This is a genomic window from Alteribacillus iranensis (assembly GCF_900113025.1).
Taxonomy (GTDB): Bacteria; Bacillota; Bacilli; order Bacillales; family Marinococcaceae; genus Alteribacillus_A; species Alteribacillus_A iranensis.
Window position 1 is genome coordinate 322747 of record NZ_FONT01000001.1, and the last position, 20790, is coordinate 343536.

Below are 20790 nucleotides of genomic sequence, written 5' to 3' on the forward strand. Positions count from 1 at the left end.
CTCCAGTAGTGAATCATTCATATTGACTCTATTATAGAGGAGTTTGTGAAATATTTTCTAGAAAAACAGAAAAGTTCATAACCTCTTCATTTCACTATCGTATAACAGATAGACTTTCTGTTACAGAAAACCTGCCAATATATCTACCATAACTAAGTTTATGAACCAATCATAAAAAAATAGGCATCTTTTTTTGAAAAAATGTTCTAAAACAAGTTGACGAAAACATAACTGTTATAATACAATGTAGAAAAGAAAGCGAAAGGGGTTTTCATAATGAAAAAAATAACTGAATTTTTCCGGAACTTGCCTCCTAAACAATGTACAGATTGCGGAGAGGTTATAGAAGAGCAGCATGAATCGTATATGAACCAATGTGACAAATGTTTGAGACAAACAGAATTATAAAAATACGTCATTTACGCTAGAACGGGCTATCCGTTCTTTTTTTTTTGAGCTTTTTTTGTGTTTTCCTGCTTCACGGAAGGCGGAGTCCCCCCGAGAGAAAGACGCATAAAGAAAGACAATGACAAAAAGTTTGGCGAGTGGGAGGGACTTTCGAATATAATAGATAAGGACAATAAATAGGTGAAGTAGGTTGATGTTATGAAAATGTTAGTGAAATTCGGACTGTTGTTTTTCATGGCGCCGCTTTATATGTTTTGGGAAGCGAGGCGCAATCGATTAATAAAAGAAAAAGTAACTATAAAAGATCTCCCTCCAACTTTTGAGGGAAAGAATCTCTTATTTATTTCGGATATCCACAAGCGACAATTACCTCAACGTTTTGTGAATGAATGGAAGAATGACGTTTCTCTCATTATTGTAGGAGGCGATTTGGCGGAAAAAGGAGTGCCTGAAGAAAGAGTCAGAAAGAACCTGCGTCTCCTCAAACAAGCGGGAGAGGTCCTTTTCGTGTGGGGAAATAACGATATGGAAGAAAGAACAATGATCACTCGTCTTTTAGAAGAGGAGGACATTATTTCACTTGAAAATGACAGCTATCAGTGGAAGATAAAAGGAGACAGTGTTGGCATTGTTGGGTTAGGAAATAAATATGGCCGTCTGGACTCGCGCGTAGCTGGTATACAAGGAGATGAATGTTGTAGAATCGCAGTCGTTCATGACCCGGCAGCATTCCGTAGCATAAAAGAAAAAGGAAATATATCGTTTGGTTTAGCGGGACATACTCATGGAGGGCAGATTCGGATCGGCTCCTTTGGCATTGGGGAAAAGGGCGGTTGGAAGAAAGTAGGGAACATGCCTGTACTCATTAGTAACGGGTATGGTACTACTGCTGTGCCTTTACGTCTTGGCGCTCCTTCTCAAGTCCATTTACTCACTTTATCAGCATCGGAAGAGTCCTGATGAACTTCTCACCACTTCCTTTCTCCTGAATAGGATGTAGTATCGAGAGCTGCTCCAGCGATAGCTGAGAGTGCAGAAGCAGGAGGATGGGGAAGATGGAAATGTATTCGTTGGGAGGAGAAATTGTAAAAGTCATTCTCAGTGAAGAAGAGCTGAGTGAACATAATGTTGATCTGATTCAAGGATTACACGGAGATCAAGCCGAAAAATTTTTCGCTTCACTGCTGAGGAAAGTAGCAATTCATTATGGCATGAAGCCTACGTTGTATCTTGATGCAGAAGTGGCGGAGAGAGACGATGGCGGGCTCTTGTTAACTATCCAGTTTATAGATGACAAGGGAGAGAAAAAAAGAATTTGTCAGTCAACTCCACGGTCCCACAACGGATTATTATTCCGTTTTTCGAAAAAGGAAGATTTGTTGGCTCTGGCTGATCTATTGGAAAATAATGCTTTCACCGGAGGAACCCTGTGGGAGTGGGACACTTTTTTTTATTTGCTCATGAGGCATGATGGGAGTCAACAACTTCCGGCGCTTCTTGGAGAGTACGGGGAAGAAGCTTGTGTGGACCCGAAAACAGTTGCGAAACGAGGCAAGCTTTTGAAAGCGGAAGCTGCGATTGAAACACTAGCCACCCGGCAAATTTAAACACACTAGTGGAAATACGAGTAGTTATTCTTTATGATAGATATGGACTACACGCAAACACACAAAGATAGTTACTCGTTTTATTGCTGAGGTGAAATTGGGGATGACGGAAGAAGAAAAAAAGCCTAAGTCAGAGGAAACTGACAAAATGGATATATTAGAATCAACACAAACTGTTATTAAAAATGCACTAGCTCAACTCGGATATCCGGATGAGCTTTATGAACTATTAAAAGAGCCGTTACGTATGTTGACGGTACGTATTCCAGTGAAAATGGATGACGGATCTACGCGGGTCTTCACCGGCTATCGTGCGCAGCACAATGACGCAGTCGGCCCGACTAAAGGGGGAGTCCGTTTTCATCCGAATGTTACCGAGAAAGAAATGAAGGCACTCTCTATTTGGATGTCGTTAAAGACAGGTATTATTGATCTTCCTTATGGTGGCAGTAAGGGTGGAATTGTGTGTGATCCACGGAAGATGTCCCATCAGGAACTAGAGCGGCTGAGTAGAGGATACATCCGTGCTGTCAGCCAGATCATTGGACCTACGAAAGATATTCCGGCACCAGAAATTTTTACGAATTCACAAGTAATGGCCTGGATGCTGGATGAGTATAGTAAAATTCGGGAATTTGACTCTCCGCGTTTTATTACAGGAAAGCCTTTGCCACTTGGTGGCTCACACGGGCGTGAATTTGCCACTGCAAAAGGTGTGGCCATTTGTATAGAACAAGCGGCGCGAAAAAAGGGTCTTCGCATGGATGAAACAAAAATAGCGATTCAAGGGTTTGGTAACGCAGGGAGTTATTTAGCGAAATATTTGTTTGACAAAGGAGCGAAAATAGTAGGAGTGGCGGACGCTCACGGTGCTCTTCACGATCCAGACGGACTAGATATCGACTATTTATTAGATAGAAGAGATTCATTTGGATCAGTCACGAACTTGTTTAAAAACCGAATGACAAATCAAGAAGTGTTAGAAATAGATTGTGATATTTTAGTACCGGCTGCGATAGAAAACCAAATTACGGAGAAAAATGTGTCGGATATCCAAGCTAGCATTGTTGTCGAAGCGGCGAGCGGTTCAATTACTTTAGCTGCGACAGAAGTGCTTTTTAACAATGATATCCTTCTCGTCCCAGATGTATTAGCCAGTACAGGAGGAGTCACTGTCTCTTACTTTGAGTGGGTGCAAAACAATCAAGGCTACTATTGGACGGAGGAAGAAGTGGAACAGAAGCTGGAACAAGTCATTTCGGAAGCCTTTGAGAATGTTTATAGGCTTTCTTCTATGCGGAAAATAGATATGCGCTTAGCCGCTTATGTGGCGGGTGTCCGAAAGATGGCTGAAGCTTCCCGCTATCGTGGCTGGGTGTAATCCCACATTCAGAAAAGAAAGAACATCGTTCATCACGGAAATAAAGGAGTCAGACTGAGATGGTTAAAGAATCTGTTATCATCATCGGGGCAGGTCCGTGCGGATTAGCAGCAGGACTTGCCCTTCAGAAGGAAGGCATACATCCGCTGCTCATTGAAAAAGGAAATGTCGTTCATACTATTTTCCGGTATCCTCCTCATCAAACGTTTTTCAGTTCTAGCGAGAAACTAGAGATTGGGGAGTATCCTTTTCCGACAATAGAAAGAAAACCGAAAAGACACGAGGCACTTGTTTATTACCGTCGAGTGGCGGAAAGAAGCCAGCTTCGCATACAATCTTATGAGGAAGTTCATACGGTAGAAAAATCGAAGGAAGGGTTTCACGTAGTTTCCTCGACTTATGATGGGCAAAAGAAAGAATACATAGCAGACTATATTGTGGTTGCTACCGGTTATTATGATAACCCTAATTACATGAACATTGAAGGGGAAGAACTAGGACATGTCTTCCATTATTTCAAGGAAAGTCATCCCTTCTTCCGTAAAAAAGTCACGGTAATTGGAGGCAAAAACTCAGCCGTTGACGCTGCACTCGCTCTAGAACAAGCCGGTGCGGAAGTGACAGTGCTGTATCGAGGGAGTGAGTTTTCGAAAGCGGTGAAACCATGGATTCTCCCCGATTTTTACTCGTTAGTACGCCAAGGGATTGTCGACATGCATTATGAAGCCGAAGTACAAAAAATAACCCCCTCTCACGTCCATTATGTGAAAGAGGGAGTAGAACACTCGGTGGAAGCAGATTTTGTATTTGCTATGACAGGATATCATCCCGACCATACGCTTCTGAAGAAAATGGGGGTCGCCATCGAAAAAGATAGCGGACGTCCCATTCATGACAAAAAAACAATGGAATCTAATATTGATGATTTATTTATAGCTGGCGTGATAGCGGCAGGAAATGAAGCGAATGAGATATTTATAGAAAACGGTCGCTTTCATGGTGGTCGTATTGCTAAGACAATAGCCGCTAGAATAAAAAATTAATTAGAAATCTCGCATGATATATTGAATCTCGTCTGTGGCTGCCCCGCTTTCTAGGGCAGCCATTATTATTAACCGTGCTTTCACTCCATTCAAGCTGCCACATAGTATGACACCGAGATCTTCTAAATATTTTCCTCCTCCTTCGTAACTATAAATCGGTTGTACCGCTCCGCTCGGACAACGGGATGCTAACGTGACCGGTATGTCTCGCTCGATGAACGCTCGAATGTCATTTGTTAACGCAGGGGGAACGTTTCCCGCTCCCATGGCTTCCAGCACTAAGCCGTCGATCGGCTGGGAAAGGAAATATTGAAGAATAGCAGGGTCCATTCCGCTATACGTTTTAAGTAATGGAACCGTTTTATTCAAACGTGTAACGGTAAATAATGACTTCGTTTGATGAGGCGGATGGTGAAAGATCACAGAATTGTTCCGAATCGCGCCCACCGGACCAGAATTGGGACTCGAAAAAGCGGCCAGATTGGTAGTGTGCGTCTTCGTCACTTCACGGGCTTCATGAATTTCATCATTCATCACAGCAAGGACCCCTCGACCTCTTGAAGCATCAGATAGGGCTGTTCGGAGGGCTGATATAAAATTATGAGGACCGTCAGAGATCAGCTCATTGCTCGATCTCATGGCGCCCGTGATAACAATAGGGGTATCTCGGTCAGCATGTAATAAGTCCAGTACGAATGCTGTCTCTTCTAACGTATCCGTGCCGTGAGTAATAACTGCCCCATACGCATTTGTTTCCTTCATTCGCTTTGATAAGAAATGATAGAGCTCAACCATGTGAGCAGGAGTCATATGAGGTGAAGGGATACCGAGAAAATGTTCTGTAATGACGTCAATCCCTTCAGGCAAAGAATGATCCCAGGCAGAAAGCGGATTGGCAGCACTGAGAGACACACCGCCTGTTTGTTGGTTTTTTTGCATGGCGATTGTACCACCTGTATGAATGACTAAGATTGTTTTCATCGTTTTGCATCCTCTCTTTTAGGTAATACTATTTTTTAAAAGGTAAAAAGCATTCATGGAGTGATGTCTAGCTCCAGCTCCTAGTCGCTCGGGGTCGCTTCAACCCTACTCTTGGCGGCAAGCCTCCTCGGCGGGTCTCCAGCGCTTGTCGCCGATAGGCGGGCGCCTTGCGCTTTTCTTGTGCAGGGATAAGCCGGTGTATGTACATTGTTTTACACATAGCGTATCATTTGGTATTATAACCATCCATCCCAAAAGTCTTTAAAATGATGAAATATTTATATGTAATAACATCTATTGTAGTTTGGAAAAGAAAGGATGACATCCATGGCTGCTGAAACTACGCGCTACCGCGTGATTGTCCGCTGTCCGAAATGCGGGGAAAAATACATTCTTCGCGGCCGTACGAATGAAAAAGGCGAGCTGGAAACAGGTTTTAAACGATGTGTATGTGGAAATGAGTCGACCCTCAACATTGATTCCACTCCGGAATAAGGGGTTTGCAAATATTCATCACATGGTGTAATCTAATATTCAGAACTGAATACGTAGGATCTTCTTATCAAGAGAGATGGAGGGACAGGCCCGATGAAGTCTCAGCAACCAGCCTTATCAGGCCCGGTGCTAATTCCGTCAGGCAGTATGCTGTCTGGGAGATAAGAGGAAGCGTTCTTTTATAAACAGGCCTTCTTCTTATCAGGGGGGCCTGTTTTTTTTATTAGAGAAGTATTCGTCGTATACCAGTGAGCCTCAACACCTTCTGCGTAACCCAACGCAGCAATCAGCATGCCCTGTGTAAGCCAGGGTGTTTAACCGATTCATACGAAGAAATCTCGGAGTAAGAAATAGAAACAGCTTAGATGTCGTTAGAAAGAGGTGTTTAAGATGAGTCATGAGTCTCATATGGAAACGAACTTAGCACAGATTGGCAACAGACAAGACGATAAAACAGGAGCTGTCAATGCTCCCATCTATATGTCCACTGCTTATCGTCATGGAGGTATTGGAGAAACCACAGGGTATGATTATTCTCGTACAAAAAACCCTACACGCGATGTACTCGAAAATGCCATTGCCCGATTAGAAGGCGGAACACAAGGATTTGCTTTCAGTTCTGGCATGGCGGCGATCCAAACACTTTTTTCTTTGTTTCAACCAGGAGATGAAATCATTGCTTCTTTAGACTTGTATGGCGGTACGTACCGATTGTTTGAACAAAATTGGAAACAGTGGGGATTGTCGATACAATACTGTGATCCTAGAGACATGGAAAAGTTAAAGGCTTGTAAAAGCTCACGCACCAAAGCTTTGTTTATTGAGACACCAACAAATCCATTAATGCAGGAAGTGAACATAGAAGAACTTTCTCAATTTGCAAAGGAAGAAGGCCTCTTGTTTGTTGTTGATAATACTTTCTACACGCCGTATCTGCAACAGCCTTTACGGGAAGGAGCAGATATTGTCGTGCATAGTGCTTCTAAATATCTCGGAGGTCACAATGATATAATAGCAGGATTAATCGTCGTGAACGATGACGAGCTTGGGAAAAGGATAGAAAGCCATCAAAATGGAATGGGAGCCATTCTCTCGCCTCATGATTCCTGGCTATTGATGAGAGGAATGAAGACATTGGCTCTCCGCATGGAAAAGCATACAGAGAACGCCCGAAAAGTGGCAGAGTTTCTGACCAACCATGAAAAAGTAACGGATGTGTTGTACCCTGGAAAAGGTGGAATGCTTTCTTTCCTAGTGAAGGATGAAACATGGGTCAATCCTTTCTTAAAAGGGCTTCAGTTGATCACTTTTGCGGAAAGCTTAGGGGGCGTGGAAAGCTTTATCACTTATCCCGCTACTCAAACCCACGCTGATGTCCCTGAAGAGGTACGGATAGCAAATGGCGTTTCGAACAATCTGCTTCGTTTTTCCGTAGGCATTGAGCATGCAGATGATTTAATAGCGGATCTTGACGGTGCGTTACAACGTTTGTAAGTAACATTTCCAAAAATGAAAGGATGGCCAGGGTGAATATCTTATCTGAATTAAACGAGCGCATACTAGTTGGAGACGGGGCTATCGGTACGTTCTTGTATGAACAAGGCTACAAAGAATCTTTTGAAGCGATGAACCTTACGTCCCCTGATATTATTCAGTCGGTGCATGAACAATATGTACAGGCGGGGGCTGATATCATTCAGTCTAACACGTATGCCGCGAACCGAATAAAACTTGAAAAATACGGATTAGAAGATAAAGTATCTCTTATTAACAGAGAAGGAGTTAAAATAGCGAAACAGGCTGCTCGGCCAGGTACGTTTGTGTTAGCGACGATCGGAGGAGTCCGGGGAGTCCAGCGGTTGGACATGACGGAGAGCGATATACGTGAGGCATTGGAAGAACAAGCAACAGCACTCCTTGAAGAAAACCCTGACGGCATCATGCTTGAAACATTTTATGATGTAAAAGAAGCAGAAGCAACGGTTGAAATGGTGAGGAGCTTGACTACCTTGCCAATCATAGCTCAGCTTGCACTCGGTGAAATAGGCGTGATGCACGGCGGGACTCCTGTAACAGAGGCCTTCGATACATTAGAAAAAGCTGGCGCTGATGTCGTCGGAGTTAATTGCAGAATGGGGCCTTATCATATCATCCGATCATTGGAGGGTGTCTCTTTAAACGAACAAAGAGTGTTATCTGCCTATCCGAATGCGAGTATGCCTGCTTTTGATGACGGGCGCGTTATTTTCCAATCGAATCCGGATTACTTTTACGAGAAAGCAAAGGAGTTACGAGAGCAAGGCGTTCGCTTAATCGGTGGCTGTTGCGGCACGACACCGGAACATATTCATGCTATCTCTCGAGCAGTGAAAGGGTCTTCTCCTTTGAAGAAAAAGGCCGTTGTAACAGAGCACCCTCCAGAAAAGGAAGCCACAAACGGCTCTTCACTCACAAGGCTAGATGACCTGGTGAAACAAGAGCCAACAGTAATAGTTGAATTGGACCCTCCAAAAAAACTGGGAACGGATAGATTTCTGGAAGGGGCAAAAAAGCTGCACGAGAGTGGTGCCGCTGCTGTTACAATGGCAGACAATTCATTAGCTTCCCCGAGAGTTGATAACGTAGCAATGGGAGCCTTGATGAAAACAAAAACGCAAGCCAGGCCGCTCTTGCATGTGAACTGCAGGGACCGAAATTTAATCGGCTTACAGTCTCACTTGTTAGGTATTCATGCTCTCGGCATTCAAGACATCTTAGCTATCACCGGTGACCCCACCAAAGTAGGGGATTTTCCTGGAGCAGCGTCTGTGTATGACGTGAATTCGTTCCATCTTATCTCCCTTCTGAAAGAAATGAATGAAGGCAGGTCATTTTCCGGAAAGTCGCTTGGTGAAAAAACATCTTTTACTGTCGCAGCAGCATTCAACCCGAATGTGAGAAACTTAGACCGGGCCGTGAAAAGATTAGAAAAGAAAATCGCATATGGGGCTGATTATTTTATTACGCAGCCGGTTTATGGCAAAGAGCAATTCAAGGAAATCTATGAATCTGTAAAACATTTATCAGTGCCTGTCTATATTGGGATTATGCCGCTTGTGAGTGGGCGTAATGCCGAATTTTTACACAATGAAGTACCTGGAATTACATTGACAGACGAAGTAAGAAGACGAATGGCAGAATGTGGGGAAGACCGGGACAGAGCGAAGCAAGAAGGGATAGCAATCGCTAAATCACTCATTGATGAAGCAATAAAATACTTTAAAGGAATTTATTTAATTACCCCTTTTCTACACTATGACACGACAGCTGAGCTAACCTCCTACATACGACAAGCCACGAATACGATTAATCAGTAACTAACAAGGAAGTGGTAGCATGACAAACGTTTCATTAGAAGAAAGATTGAAGCAGAAAATTCTTATACTTGACGGTGCCATGGGAACGATGCTCCAAAATGCTGATTTAACGCCAGAAGATTTCGGCGGAGAGCATTATGATGGCTGTAATGAATATTTAAATGTGACAGCCCCTCACGTATTAGAGAAAATTCATCGCGACTATTTAGAAGCAGGGGCAGATATTATTGAAACCAACACATTTGGGGCCACTAGTATCGTGCTGGCTGATTATGACCTCGAAGACCATGCTGAGGAATTAAACGTGAAAGCCGCTCAGTTGGCTCGAGAAGCCGCGGACGAATATTCGACCGATGAATGGCCGCGCTATGTTGCAGGTGCGATGGGCCCTACCACAAAGTCATTGTCCGTCACAGGAGGCACAACATTTGAAGAATTAACGGATGCTTATGAGGAACAAGCACGAGGATTGATAAAGGGCGGCGTCGACATCTTTCTGCTTGAAACAAGTCAGGATATGCGTAACGTAAAAGCAGGATATATTGGAATAAAGCGTGCGGAAAAAGAGTGCGGGAAAGAACTGCCGTTAATGATCTCCGGAACCATTGAACCAATGGGGACCACACTTGCCGGCCAAACGATTGAATCCTTTTATATTTCGATAGAGCATATGAAACCGACTGTTGTTGGTTTAAACTGTGCGACGGGACCAGAGTTTATGAGAGATCATTTGCGGTCGTTATCCGATTTGGCTACGACATATGTTCATTGTTATCCGAACGCCGGTCTGCCTGACGAAGAAGGCCATTATCATGAATCCCCTCAGTCGCTGGCTGAAAAATTAAAGTCATTTGGAGAAAAAGGATGGTTGAACGTCGTAGGCGGATGCTGCGGCACTACTCCCGAACACATAAGAGTAATGAGAAAGACGCTAGAAGAATACAAACCTAGAGTACCGGCTGACTCTCATCCTCATACTGTTTCTGGAATCGAACCGCTTATCTACAGTGAAGATATGAGACCACTTTTTGTGGGGGAACGAACAAACGTCATTGGTTCGAGGAAATTTAAACGGTTAATTAAAGAAGGGGCGTTTGAAGAAGCTTCAGAAATAGCGAGAGCCCAAGTGAAAAAAGGCGCACACATTATTGATGTCTGTCTGGCTGATCCTGACAGTGATGAAAAAGAAGACATGACTAAATTTCTCAGCTATGTCGTGAATAAAGTAAAAGTTCCTTTAATGATTGATTCCACCGATGCGGATGTTATCCATAAAGCTTTAACATACAGCCAAGGAAAAGCTATTATTAACTCCATAAATTTAGAAGACGGAGAAGAGCGGTTCGAACAAATTATACCGCTTGTCCAACAATTTGGGGCTGCTGTCGTCGTTGGGACCATCGATGAAACAGGAATGGCAGTCACAGCTGAACGAAAACTGGAAGTGGCGAAACGGTCGTATGATTTGTTAGTGAACAAATATGGGATGGAACCGAAAGATATTATTTTCGATCCGCTCGTTTTTCCGGTAGGAACAGGAGATGAGCAGTATATAGGTTCCGCAGAAGCCACCGTTGAAGGTATTCGACTCATCAAGGAGTCACTCCCTGAGTGTCTAACCATACTTGGTGTGAGTAATGTGTCTTTCGGATTGCCACCTGTGGGACGGGAAGTGTTGAACTCCGCCTACATGTATTATTGCACGAATGCAGGGTTAGACTATGCCATCGTTAATACGGAAAAACTTGAAAGATATGCGAGTATCCCGGAAGAAGAAAAAGAGCTGTGCCGTAAGTTATTGTTTGAGACTTCAGATGATACGTTAGCAGAGTTTACGGCTCATTATCGTGGAAAGAAACCAGAGAAGAAAAAAGTACAAAAAAATCTTTCGTTAGAAGAAAGATTGGCGGAATATATTGTGGAGGGAACAAAAGAGGGTCTCTACAAAGATTTGGATGAGGCTCTTCAAAAATTTGATGACCCTCTTGATATCATTAATGGACCTTTAATGAATGGAATGGATACAGTAGGGAAATTATTTAACAATAATGAATTGATCGTGGCGGAAGTGCTGCAAAGTGCGGAAGTGATGAAAGCATCTGTTTCCTTCCTCGAACCGTACATGGAAAAGAAAGAAGATGATGACGGGAAAGGAAAAATCCTTTTAGCGACTGTAAAAGGGGACGTCCATGATATCGGGAAAAATTTAGTGGATATTATCTTGTCGAACAATGGATTTAAGATTGTTAATTTAGGAATTAAAGTTACCCCAAATGAATTGATTGAAGCCGTAAAGAAAGAGAGACCTCATGCTATTGGATTAAGTGGGCTGTTAGTGAAGTCCGCCCAGCAGATGGTATTGACTGCTCAAGATTTAAGAAATCAGGATATTTCTATTCCTATGCTTGTTGGTGGAGCCGCTTTAACGAGAAAGTTTACGGATGAAAAAATTAGCGCAGAATACGATGGAATGGTTCTCTATGCAAAAGACGCAATGAACGGATTAGATATCGCTAACAAGCTGATTGTATCGGAAGAACGTAAAAAACTCGAAGATGAATTAGCGGCAAAAAGAGAAATGCGTTTATCACGTCAGCAAAGTGAAAAGGAAGCTGCGCCTGTGAAAGAAGCAAAGAAAGAAGTTCGTTCTTCTGTTTCAACTGAAGTTCCGGTTCAAACACCTCCAGACTTTAAGAAACGCATACTAAAACATTACAGCGTGAAACACCTTGAGCCTTATATTAATTTACAGATGCTAATGGGGAAACATTTAGGTCTTCAAGGGAAAGTCAGTCGTCTTTTAGAAGAAAACCAAGAAAAGGCTGTCAAGCTGAAAGAACAAGTGGACCAATTGTTACAACAAGCGAAGCACGAAGGCCTCTTAGAAGCGCATGGCATGTATCAATTCTTCCCAGCCCAGTCGGAGGGGAATGAAATTATCGTGTACAAAGATGCGGAAAGTAAAGAAGAAGCAGCACGCTTTTCTTTCCCTCGTCAACCGCGAGAGCCTCACTTATGTCTCGCAGACTTTTTGCGACCGGTGGACAGCGGTGAAATGGATTATGTCGGTTTTCTTGCGGTCACAGCCGGCCAAGGAGTAAGAGAGCTTGCAGAACGTGCGAAAGAAAAAGGAGATTACCTGTTCAGTCATTTAATTCAAGCTACCGCGCTTGAACTCGCGGAAGGATTCGCCGAAAGAGTCCACCAAATGATGAGAGACGAATGGGGAATCCCTGATTCACCCGATATGACCATGCAGGATAGATTCTCAGCAAAATATCGCGGAGTAAGAGTATCCTTTGGTTATCCCGCTTGCCCGGACTTAACCGACCAAGAGAAATTATTTAATCTTTTAGAACCAGAGAAAATCGGTATTCACTTAACAGAAGGGTATATGATGGAGCCTGAAGCATCCGTAACGGCAATGGTGTTCGCTCATCCCGAAGGCAGATATTTTAGTGTTCTGTAAAATCAATCCTTAAAACTTTAACGTTCTAATCACAGCTTTTTCCAGTATTTTTAACTGGAAAAAGCTTTTTTTATGGTTGTACATTCATTTTTATGAATAAAAAAGACATTCAGGAAGAAAATAACCATAACCTCAATCCACATCCGGCCAGGTAAAAAAGGAGGGTCATTAAGATGAGCGTTTACAGGCTTACGATAATTTTGATTAGTTTTGTTATCGCCAGTGTTTTCGTACCGGCTACGGTAACAGAAGCTTTTTCTGATCAAGTAATACAGAAAGGAGCGACAGGAGATGACGTCGTTGAGCTGCAGGCCAGATTGCAGTATAACGGTTTTTATAATGGACCGATAGATGGGGTGTTTGGCTGGGGGACATACTGGTCTGTGAAAAATTTCCAAGAGGAGTTTGGGTTGGAAGAAGTGGACGGGCTTGTGGGGGAGGAAATGAAAAGAAAGCTCGAAGCTTCCACAGAATATGATGAAGCATTTGTAAAAAATGCCCTCGAAAATGGAAGAGAATTCACTCATTATGGGGATACTCCCAAAGAAATACAAAAAGGTCCAAAAGGAAGTGCTGATAAGCAGAAGGGGAACAGACAGCAAGGAACGGCAGATCAACAAAAAGAAGCAGAGCCGGGTGGTCAACAAGCACAGCCTGGACAACAAGGACAGGATCAACAAGAACAAAATGAACAAGGACAAGATCAGCAAGGACAAGGTCAACAAGGACAAGGAACGGAACAACCAGACACAAACCAAGGAGAAGAAGGTCAAGTCGATGATAACCAGTCCAATGATGCGAATATCCAAAAGGCAATGAACGTTCCGGATGGATACTCAGAAAATGACATACAAATTATGGCAAATGCTGTCTACGGGGAAGCAAGAGGAGAGCCCTTCGTCGGTCAGGTTGCTGTAGCAGCTGTTATTCTTAACCGGATCAGCAGTCCTGAATTCCCAAATACAGCAAGCGGTGTCATTTTTGAACCTCGTGCTTTTACAGCGGTAGCTGACGGTCAAATCTACCTGACACCTAATGAACAAGCCCGAAAAGCAGTTTTAGATGCGATCAACGGACAAGATCCTTCAAACGGGGCCTTGTATTACTATAATCCAGCAAAGACAACATCCAATTGGATTTATTCCCGACCAACTATTAAAACGATTGGAAAACATGTATTTGCAAAATGATGATCATAATGGAGGTGAAATATAAATGCTACGATGGGGTATTATCGGACTCTTAGTTGCAGGGCTAATAGGTACAGGAATGTGGGGAATGAACCAGTCGAACCAAAAGGAAGCTTTATTAGTTCAAAACGAAAACAACTATCAACGAGCGTTTCATGACCTATCTTTTCACTTGGATCAATTAGAAGATGAAGTAGGATCTACGCTTGCGATGAATTCAAAAGAACAATTATCGAGCTCTATGGCAGATGTTTGGCGTGTAACGTCTCTCGCACAAAGTGAGCTGGGCCAGCTGCCATTAGGCATGATGGCACTTCATAAAACGGAGGCTTTTCTTCATAAAATTGGAGATTTCAGTTATAAAACAACCATAAGAGATCTTAGTGACAAGCCTTTAACGGATGAAGAATATGAAAAATTGAAGCAGTTCTATAAGGAATCAGGAGAAATTAAACACGAGCTGAGAAAACTGCAAGCATCTGCGTTGAAAGATCATCAGAAATGGATGGACGCCGAAGAAGCGATGAATGCCAATGAGGAACCAATGGATAATTCTATCGTTAATGGCTTTCAGATGATTGATGAAAAAGTAAAAGGATATACAGAAACAGAATTTGGTCCTGAAAATGAATTTGCCGCAGATTTGGATGAACAAATCGCTAAAAAAGTTAAAGGGGAAGAAGTAAGCCGTGAAGAAGCTGCGAAGATTGCGAAGGAATTCTTAGGAGTACCTGATTCTATGGAAGTGCAAGTAGAAGAGTTAGATAAGGGTCTGAAATTTAAAGGATATACGTTAACGATTCAAGAGCCAGAAGGAGAAGCTTCCATTCACATGGATATGACGAAAAAAGGTGGTCATCCTTTATGGTTCATGCAAGCACGTCCTATAGACGAAGCAAATATCAGCTTAAATGAAGCTACCAATCAAGCGAAAGAATTTTTAGAGAGAAATGGTTTTGAGAACATGGAAGTTGTAAATGGGAAACAGTACGATACCATTGGATCGTTTCAATTCGTTCCTGTCGAGAATGGTGTCCGCATATACCCGGATACAGTCTATATTGACGTAGCCCTTGACGACGGAGAAATAGTCAATTACAAAGGGGCTGAATATATTACAAACCATAAAAAGCGGCAAGAATTTAAACCAAAGCTTCGAAGCGAAGAAGCAATGGATAAAGTAAATCCGGAAGTAGAGGTTATGGAAGAGCATCTTGCGCTTATCAAGAACAACGATGATGAAGAAGTCCTGTGTTATGAATTCTATGGAACCATCGAGAATGATACGTATCAGATCTATATTAATGCAGAGAATGGGGATGAAGAATACGTAGGGAAGCTTGATAATGCAGAACCTGTATATGATACGATGTAAAAGAGGAAGCAGCCGCTTCTTCTTTTTGTTAGGAAGGTAAAAAATTGAGCGATCGTCGTCTAGCTTCAGCGCCCACTCGCTCGAGGTTGCTTCAGGCAACTGGCAGAAGCCCAAAAGCGGCTGCTGCCAGTGGCCTTCCAGCACAGTAATACAAACAAGTACTACTCTTCTTACTTGTTTTGAATGGCGAAAAACGTGGTACAGTGAAGAGTAGGTGCTGCTATTCATTTAAGGCCTTCCGGGATGGACTGTCATTGTCATAATCGTTAGATTTGTTGAAAGTTTTATGGTATGATATTCTGAGAAATAATTAAAATGGGGTGAAATATTGGCCCTTTTTTCACCACGATATTACATATAAGCCAATGGGGTGCGTTATGGATAAGATTAACATTGCAATTGATGGCCCAGCTGGCGCAGGGAAAAGTACGGTAGCAAAAATTGTCGCATCAGAACTGCATTACACATATATTGACACAGGTGCGATGTACCGGGCGTTAGCGTGGAAAGCTCTACACACAGATACAGATATCGAACACGAAGCATCCCTCATATCATTACTAGAAAATACATCGATTGAGATTTACCCAGGTGACGAGGGAAATAAGGTGTTTGTTGATACACAAGACGTAACAGAGGAGATAAGGTCAAGCGAAGTGACGGCCTCTGTTTCTGCCGTTTCCGCTCACTACGGAGTAAGAGAACAAATGGTAACGACGCAGCAACGTCTAGCAATGAAGAAAGGGGCAGTACTAGACGGCCGGGATATTGGCACCGTAGTTCTTCCAGATGCTGAATTGAAAATATTCCTCATTGCTTCTGTCGAAGAGCGCGCACAACGCAGACACCGAGAGAATGTTGATAATGGAAGGCCATCTGAACTGCAAACTATTTTAAAAGACATTCAAGTAAGAGATGAGAAAGACATGAACCGGGAAATATCTCCTTTAGTCAAAGCAACAGATGCTGTTGAAATTGACTCTACCCGTTTGACCATAGAAGAAGTTGCTGATAAAATCTGCGCGCTTGCCAGAGAGAGGATCAGCATGTCATGACACTTTATAAAATTGGAAGATTGTTATGCCGTATTTTTTTTACTGTCTTTTTTCGGGTAGAGATAAAGGGAAAAGAAAACATTCCAGAAGACGGTTCAGTACTTATTTGCTCCAATCATATGAGCAATCTTGATCCCCCTCTCGTAGGATCATTCATCAAGAGGAAACTAAACTTCATGGCAAAGGAAGAACTATTTAACGTGGCTCTGCTAGGCCGGTTACTTCCACACTTAGGGGCATTTCCTGTAAAAAGAGGTGCCGGGGATAGACAAGCTCTTCGCAAAGGGCTCGGTTTATTGAATCAAGGAGAAGTGATGTGCTTATTCCCAGAAGGAACAAGAAGTAAGACCGGCGAAATTAGAAAAGGTCTGTCAGGTTCTGGTTTTTTTGCACTTCGGTCCGATGCGGTAGTCATCCCTACATTAATCACCGGTGAATATAAGCTATTTCGAAAAATAACGCTTATTTACGGAGAACCGATTGATTTTCAACAATTGCGTGAGGAGAAGAAAAGCGCGGCGGAAGCAACTGACATCATAATGAAGACGATTCAGCGCTTGAAAGATCATCACGAAGAACAGTACCGATGAGCAGGTTGGGGAAATCGGGAAAATATGGATCCTTTGTATTTCATGTTATGATGAAATAAATTCTTTTCCTATAGAGAATTTATAATAATTTAGTCAAATGTTAAGCACAGTGAAGGAGGCATTTGTCAATGGTTGATGAAATGAATAATGAATTAGAAGGAATGAAAGATTTACAGGTAGGTGATGTAGTGACGGCTACGATCACAAAAGTAGAGGATAAACACGCTTATGCGGATGCTGGCTACAAAGTAGATGCCGTTATCCCTATCAGTGAACTATCCAGTCTTCATGTAGAAAAAGTTAGTGATGTGTTGCAGGAAGGCGATCAAATTGAATGTAAAGTGATTAAGCTTGAAGATGATGAGCTCGTGTTATCCAAACGTGCTGCGCTTGCGGACAAAGCTTGGGATGAGCTTCAAGGGAAATTTGAAGCAGGCGAAGTAATCGAAGCTGAGGTTGCAGAAGTCGTCAAAGGCGGACTTGTCGTTGACTTAGGCGTACGCGGCTTTATCCCTGCATCTCTCGTAGAACGTCACTTTGTAGAAGACTTTAGTGACTATAAAGGTAAAACATTAAGACTAAAAGTAGTAGAGATTGATTCTGACGATAATAAATTAATTTTGTCTCAGCGTGCCGTGTTAGACGAAGAAGCGGATTCCAAGAAAAAAGAATTACTTGAAAACTTACAAGTAGGCGATACGGTGAAAGGAACCGTTCAGCGTCTGACTGACTTCGGTGCTTTCGTTGATATCGGCGGAGTAGACGGTCTCGTTCATATTTCTCAAATGGCGCACCACCGCGTAGAGAGCCCAGGAGAAATTGTCAATGAAGGAGACGAGATTGATGTTAAGATTTTAGCAGTGGATTCAGAGAGTGAAAGAGTTTCTCTTTCCATTAAAGAAACCCTGCCAGGACCTTGGACAACGATTGAAGGTCAAATCGAACCAGGTGACATCATTGAAGGTGAAGTGAAGCGCCTTGTTTCATTTGGTGCGTTTGTTGAAGTAGCGCCTGGTGTAGAAGGGCTTGTTCATATCTCTCAAATAGCGAACCGTCATATTGGCACTCCAGGTGAAGTACTCGAAGAAGGCCAAGCGGTAAAAGCTAAAGTTCTCGACATTAATCCTTCGGAACAGCGTATTTCTTTAAGTATCCGCGAATTGGAAAAAGAGGAGACTCCTGATAAAAAAGTACAACAGGAGTATGAAGCTCCGGAAGAAGACCATTCCGGCTTTTCACTCGGAGACATGATTGGAGACCAATTAAAGAAATATAAACAGTAATTATAGTATCCTGGAATGCGGTGAGCTGGGAAGTTCGCCGTTTTCCTATGTGGAATAAGAATCTGCGGTGAAACTGATTTGTCACTTATGATAAATCAGTTTTTTGCGTTTACGAGGAGAAGGAACAGGACGAGTTTTAGCTGAGAGTTGTGAGTATTAAAGACAAGCATATAGACGTTTTGGAAAAGAGAGCGAACGAAGTATGTTTTCCTGCGCCTTCTCAGTCATCCTCTGGTTTAAAAAACCCTTTGAAATAGAGAAGTAGGCTTGAAAACAGACCATGGCATTGACAGTGAGCCGAATAATACATGGCTGAGTTGGCAATCATGGAAATAAAAAAGGAAAAAAATGGACTTATCAATTACTTTCATTATCTGTTGGATGATGTGGATATGTGTCACGTTCTTTGCTTCGAAACAAAATACATGGCGATTGCCGGGGGCTGCTTTTATTCTCCTTGTCATTTGCTTGCTTCCACTTGAGTGGAGTGGCAGTCAGATCCTCATTAGGCCAGTGATGTTTCTGTTTTTTTTGGCAGGAATAGGTGTGACAAGCAGGTTGTCCAGTATAATTCGTATACGAACCTATATATTGGCTTGTAGTTTTGCGTTTTTGTTTGCCTCGTTTCGACTAGCTGAATGGTATGAACCAGTTATATTTTTGTTCGGACGGGTACCAACATATGTAGTCAGTTTTAGTTTGGTTTTTATTATTTTTTTCAGAAGTAACAGGGAAAGGCTGGCATGTGCTTTACTCTCTGGATGCGGGGGAGAACTGCTTTATCAATCTCATATTTTTTCTTTCACTTCTGTCTACGTAGCAGGAGAGACATTTTTCTTGAATTATGTCGTATGCATAGCAGCAGTAGGGCTTGTTACCAACATCATATCCAGTCTTATATTTTCACGAAAACCCGCTACCTCCTTCTCACACCTGCACTTGCCCGGTTCGTGAACTGTCTGCTAAAATGAAATTCGTTATAGTAGGAGCGTTATCAAAAAAGGTGTCCGTTGAAACAGATTCGGACTTCAACACAGCGGTAAAGTGCCGCGTCCGTTCTAACACAAGGACTAAGCACATATCACGTTAACGACAGGATGTGCTGGTCTTCACCGGCGTCCTAGAGAAGTCTCCATGTGTTTCAACGGATATACTAAAAAATAAATGATCCACATTTATGAAACAGTGTCTAGTTGTTTTTTCTTAAAGAGAAAGGAAAGAATGTTATATGTCTAAACCGGTAGTTGCCATTGTTGGCAGACCAAATGTTGGAAAATCGACGATATTCAATCGTATCACCGGGGAGCGATTGGCTATCGTTGAAGATACCCCTGGAGTCACTCGCGATCGTTTATACAGTAGGGCAGAATGGTTGAATCGCGAATTTCACCTTATCGATACGGGTGGGATTGAAATAGGGGACGAACCGCTTCTCACACAGATTAGAGAGCAAGCGCAGATGGCCATTGACGAAGCAGATGTTATTTTCTTTTTGACGAATGGCAGAGATGGTGTGACAGGAGCAGATGAAGAAGTTGCTTCAATTCTCAGACGTTCTAAAAAGCCGGTCGTCCTTGGTGTTAATAAAATAGATAGTTATGAAATGCAAGAAAAAGTGTATGAATTTTATTCGCTTGGCTTTGGTAGTGTCTTTGGAGTTTCTGGAGAGCATGGACTGGGGCTTGGAGATTTATTGGATGAAGTAGTCAGCCTGCTTCCTGATGAGAGGGAGCCCGAATATGAGGAAGATACCATTCGGATGTCCGTGATCGGCAGACCGAATGTCGGAAAATCTTCGCTTGTCAATGCGGTTCTCGGAGAAGAAAGAGTCATTGTTAGTGACATCGCAGGAACGACGCGGGATGCTGTAGATACTGTTTTTGAAAAAGAAGGTCAGGAATATGTTCTGATTGATACGGCCGGTATGAGGAAAAGAGGAAAAGTGTACGAAGCAACAGAAAAATACAGTGTTCTTCGAGCGCTGCGTGCTCTCGAACGGTCCGATGTGGTACTTGTCGTGATTAATGGGGAAGAGGGTATTCGTGAACAGGATAAACGGATCGCAGGATATGCTCATGATGCAGGAAGAGCCATTCTCATCGTAGTGAACAAGTGGGACGCTGTAGAAAAAGATGATAAAACGATGTCCCAATTTACGGAGAAAGTGAGAGAGGAATTTCAATTCCTTTCCTATGCACCGGTTTTATTTTTATCGGCTAAAACAAAGCAGCGTTTGCAACACTTGCTTCCAGCGGTGAAAGAAGCAGCGGACAATCATAACTTACGTGTTCCGACGAACGTGTTAAATGATGTGATCATGGATGCCGTCATAATGAATCCGACACCGACGGAGAATAACAAAAGGCTGCGTATCAATTACGCCACTCAAGTAGCGGTCGCACCGCCCACCATTGTTTTATTTGTCAATGAGCCTGAACTTATGCATTTCTCCTATAGACGATACTTGGAAAATAAATTAAGGGAAGCCTTTCATTTTGAAGGTACACCGATAAAAATAATAGCACGAAAGAAAAACGACTAGCGGCTGTGGGAAAGA

General features: G+C 42.7%; 17 protein-coding genes and 1 riboswitch. Of the genes, 16 read left to right on the forward strand and 1 reads right to left on the reverse strand.

Annotated features, from left to right (window positions below):
* Positions 1-276 precede the first annotated feature (276 nt).
* The 5 genes from yhfH (at position 277) to BM095_RS01750 (ending at position 4439) form a co-directional block, all read left to right on the forward strand.
* Positions 277-408 carry a protein YhfH gene (yhfH, locus tag BM095_RS01730; protein ID WP_407639116.1) on the forward strand — a complete coding sequence of 44 codons (132 nt, stop codon included), beginning with the start codon at positions 277-279 and terminating at the stop codon, positions 406-408.
* 198 nt (positions 409-606) lie between these two features.
* Positions 607-1368: a metallophosphoesterase gene (locus BM095_RS01735; RefSeq protein ID WP_091656547.1), complete on the forward strand. Its 762-nt coding sequence runs from the start codon at positions 607-609 to the stop codon at positions 1366-1368.
* 95 nt (positions 1369-1463) lie between these two features.
* A complete protein-coding gene (locus BM095_RS01740; protein WP_091656550.1) occupies positions 1464-2015 on the forward strand; it encodes a hypothetical protein in 552 nt (183 codons plus the stop codon).
* 103 nt (positions 2016-2118) lie between these two features.
* A complete protein-coding gene (locus BM095_RS01745; protein WP_091656552.1) occupies positions 2119-3396 on the forward strand; it encodes a Glu/Leu/Phe/Val family dehydrogenase in 1278 nt (425 codons plus the stop codon).
* Between the two features lie 59 nt (positions 3397-3455).
* Positions 3456-4439 carry a YpdA family putative bacillithiol disulfide reductase gene (locus BM095_RS01750; protein WP_091656555.1) on the forward strand — a complete coding sequence of 328 codons (984 nt, stop codon included), beginning with the start codon at positions 3456-3458 and terminating at the stop codon, positions 4437-4439.
* Here the strand turns inward: BM095_RS01750 and BM095_RS01755 are convergent, their stop codons facing one another.
* Positions 4440-5420 (reverse strand): asparaginase, encoded by a 981-nt coding sequence (locus BM095_RS01755; protein ID WP_091656558.1) that lies wholly within the window; start codon positions 5418-5420, stop codon positions 4440-4442.
* A gap of 327 nt (positions 5421-5747) precedes the next feature.
* Between BM095_RS01755 and BM095_RS16450 the strand changes: the two genes are divergently transcribed.
* The 11 genes from BM095_RS16450 (at position 5748) to der (ending at position 20775) form a co-directional block, all read left to right on the forward strand.
* Positions 5748-5915, forward strand: coding sequence for a hypothetical protein (locus BM095_RS16450; RefSeq protein WP_177194651.1), 168 nt, complete (start codon positions 5748-5750; stop codon positions 5913-5915).
* A 61-nt stretch (positions 5916-5976) separates the two neighbouring features.
* A riboswitch (SAM riboswitch) is annotated at positions 5977-6083 on the forward strand.
* A 222-nt stretch (positions 6084-6305) separates the two neighbouring features.
* A complete protein-coding gene (locus BM095_RS01760; RefSeq protein WP_091656561.1) occupies positions 6306-7409 on the forward strand; it encodes a methionine biosynthesis PLP-dependent protein in 1104 nt (367 codons plus the stop codon).
* 32 nt (positions 7410-7441) lie between these two features.
* Positions 7442-9271, forward strand: coding sequence for a bifunctional homocysteine S-methyltransferase/methylenetetrahydrofolate reductase (locus BM095_RS01765; protein ID WP_091656564.1), 1830 nt, complete (start codon positions 7442-7444; stop codon positions 9269-9271).
* Between the two features lie 19 nt (positions 9272-9290).
* Positions 9291-12740 (forward strand): methionine synthase, encoded by a 3450-nt coding sequence (gene metH / locus BM095_RS01770; protein WP_091656566.1) that lies wholly within the window; start codon positions 9291-9293, stop codon positions 12738-12740.
* A gap of 173 nt (positions 12741-12913) precedes the next feature.
* Positions 12914-13930 carry a spore cortex-lytic enzyme gene (gene sleB / locus BM095_RS01775; RefSeq protein WP_091656569.1) on the forward strand — a complete coding sequence of 339 codons (1017 nt, stop codon included), beginning with the start codon at positions 12914-12916 and terminating at the stop codon, positions 13928-13930.
* A gap of 25 nt (positions 13931-13955) precedes the next feature.
* Positions 13956-15305, forward strand: coding sequence for a germination protein YpeB (ypeB, locus tag BM095_RS01780; protein ID WP_091656572.1), 1350 nt, complete (start codon positions 13956-13958; stop codon positions 15303-15305).
* Between the two features lie 377 nt (positions 15306-15682).
* A complete protein-coding gene (gene cmk, locus BM095_RS01785; RefSeq protein ID WP_091656573.1) occupies positions 15683-16360 on the forward strand; it encodes a (d)CMP kinase in 678 nt (225 codons plus the stop codon).
* Complete coding sequence (locus BM095_RS01790; RefSeq protein ID WP_091656576.1) at positions 16357-16950, forward strand: lysophospholipid acyltransferase family protein; 594 nt, start codon at positions 16357-16359, stop codon at positions 16948-16950. The genes cmk and BM095_RS01790 overlap by 4 nt, the downstream gene beginning before the upstream one ends.
* 128 nt (positions 16951-17078) lie before the next feature.
* Positions 17079-18233 (forward strand): 30S ribosomal protein S1, encoded by a 1155-nt coding sequence (gene rpsA / locus BM095_RS01795; RefSeq protein ID WP_091656578.1) that lies wholly within the window; start codon positions 17079-17081, stop codon positions 18231-18233.
* A gap of 348 nt (positions 18234-18581) precedes the next feature.
* A complete protein-coding gene (locus BM095_RS16925; protein WP_456061737.1) occupies positions 18582-19187 on the forward strand; it encodes a YphA family membrane protein in 606 nt (201 codons plus the stop codon).
* 274 nt (positions 19188-19461) lie between these two features.
* The gene (gene der / locus BM095_RS01800; RefSeq protein WP_091656581.1) at positions 19462-20775 is read left to right on the forward strand and encodes a ribosome biogenesis GTPase Der; all 1314 of its coding nucleotides are present in this window, start codon (positions 19462-19464) and stop codon (positions 20773-20775) included.
* Positions 20776-20790 lie beyond the last annotated feature (15 nt).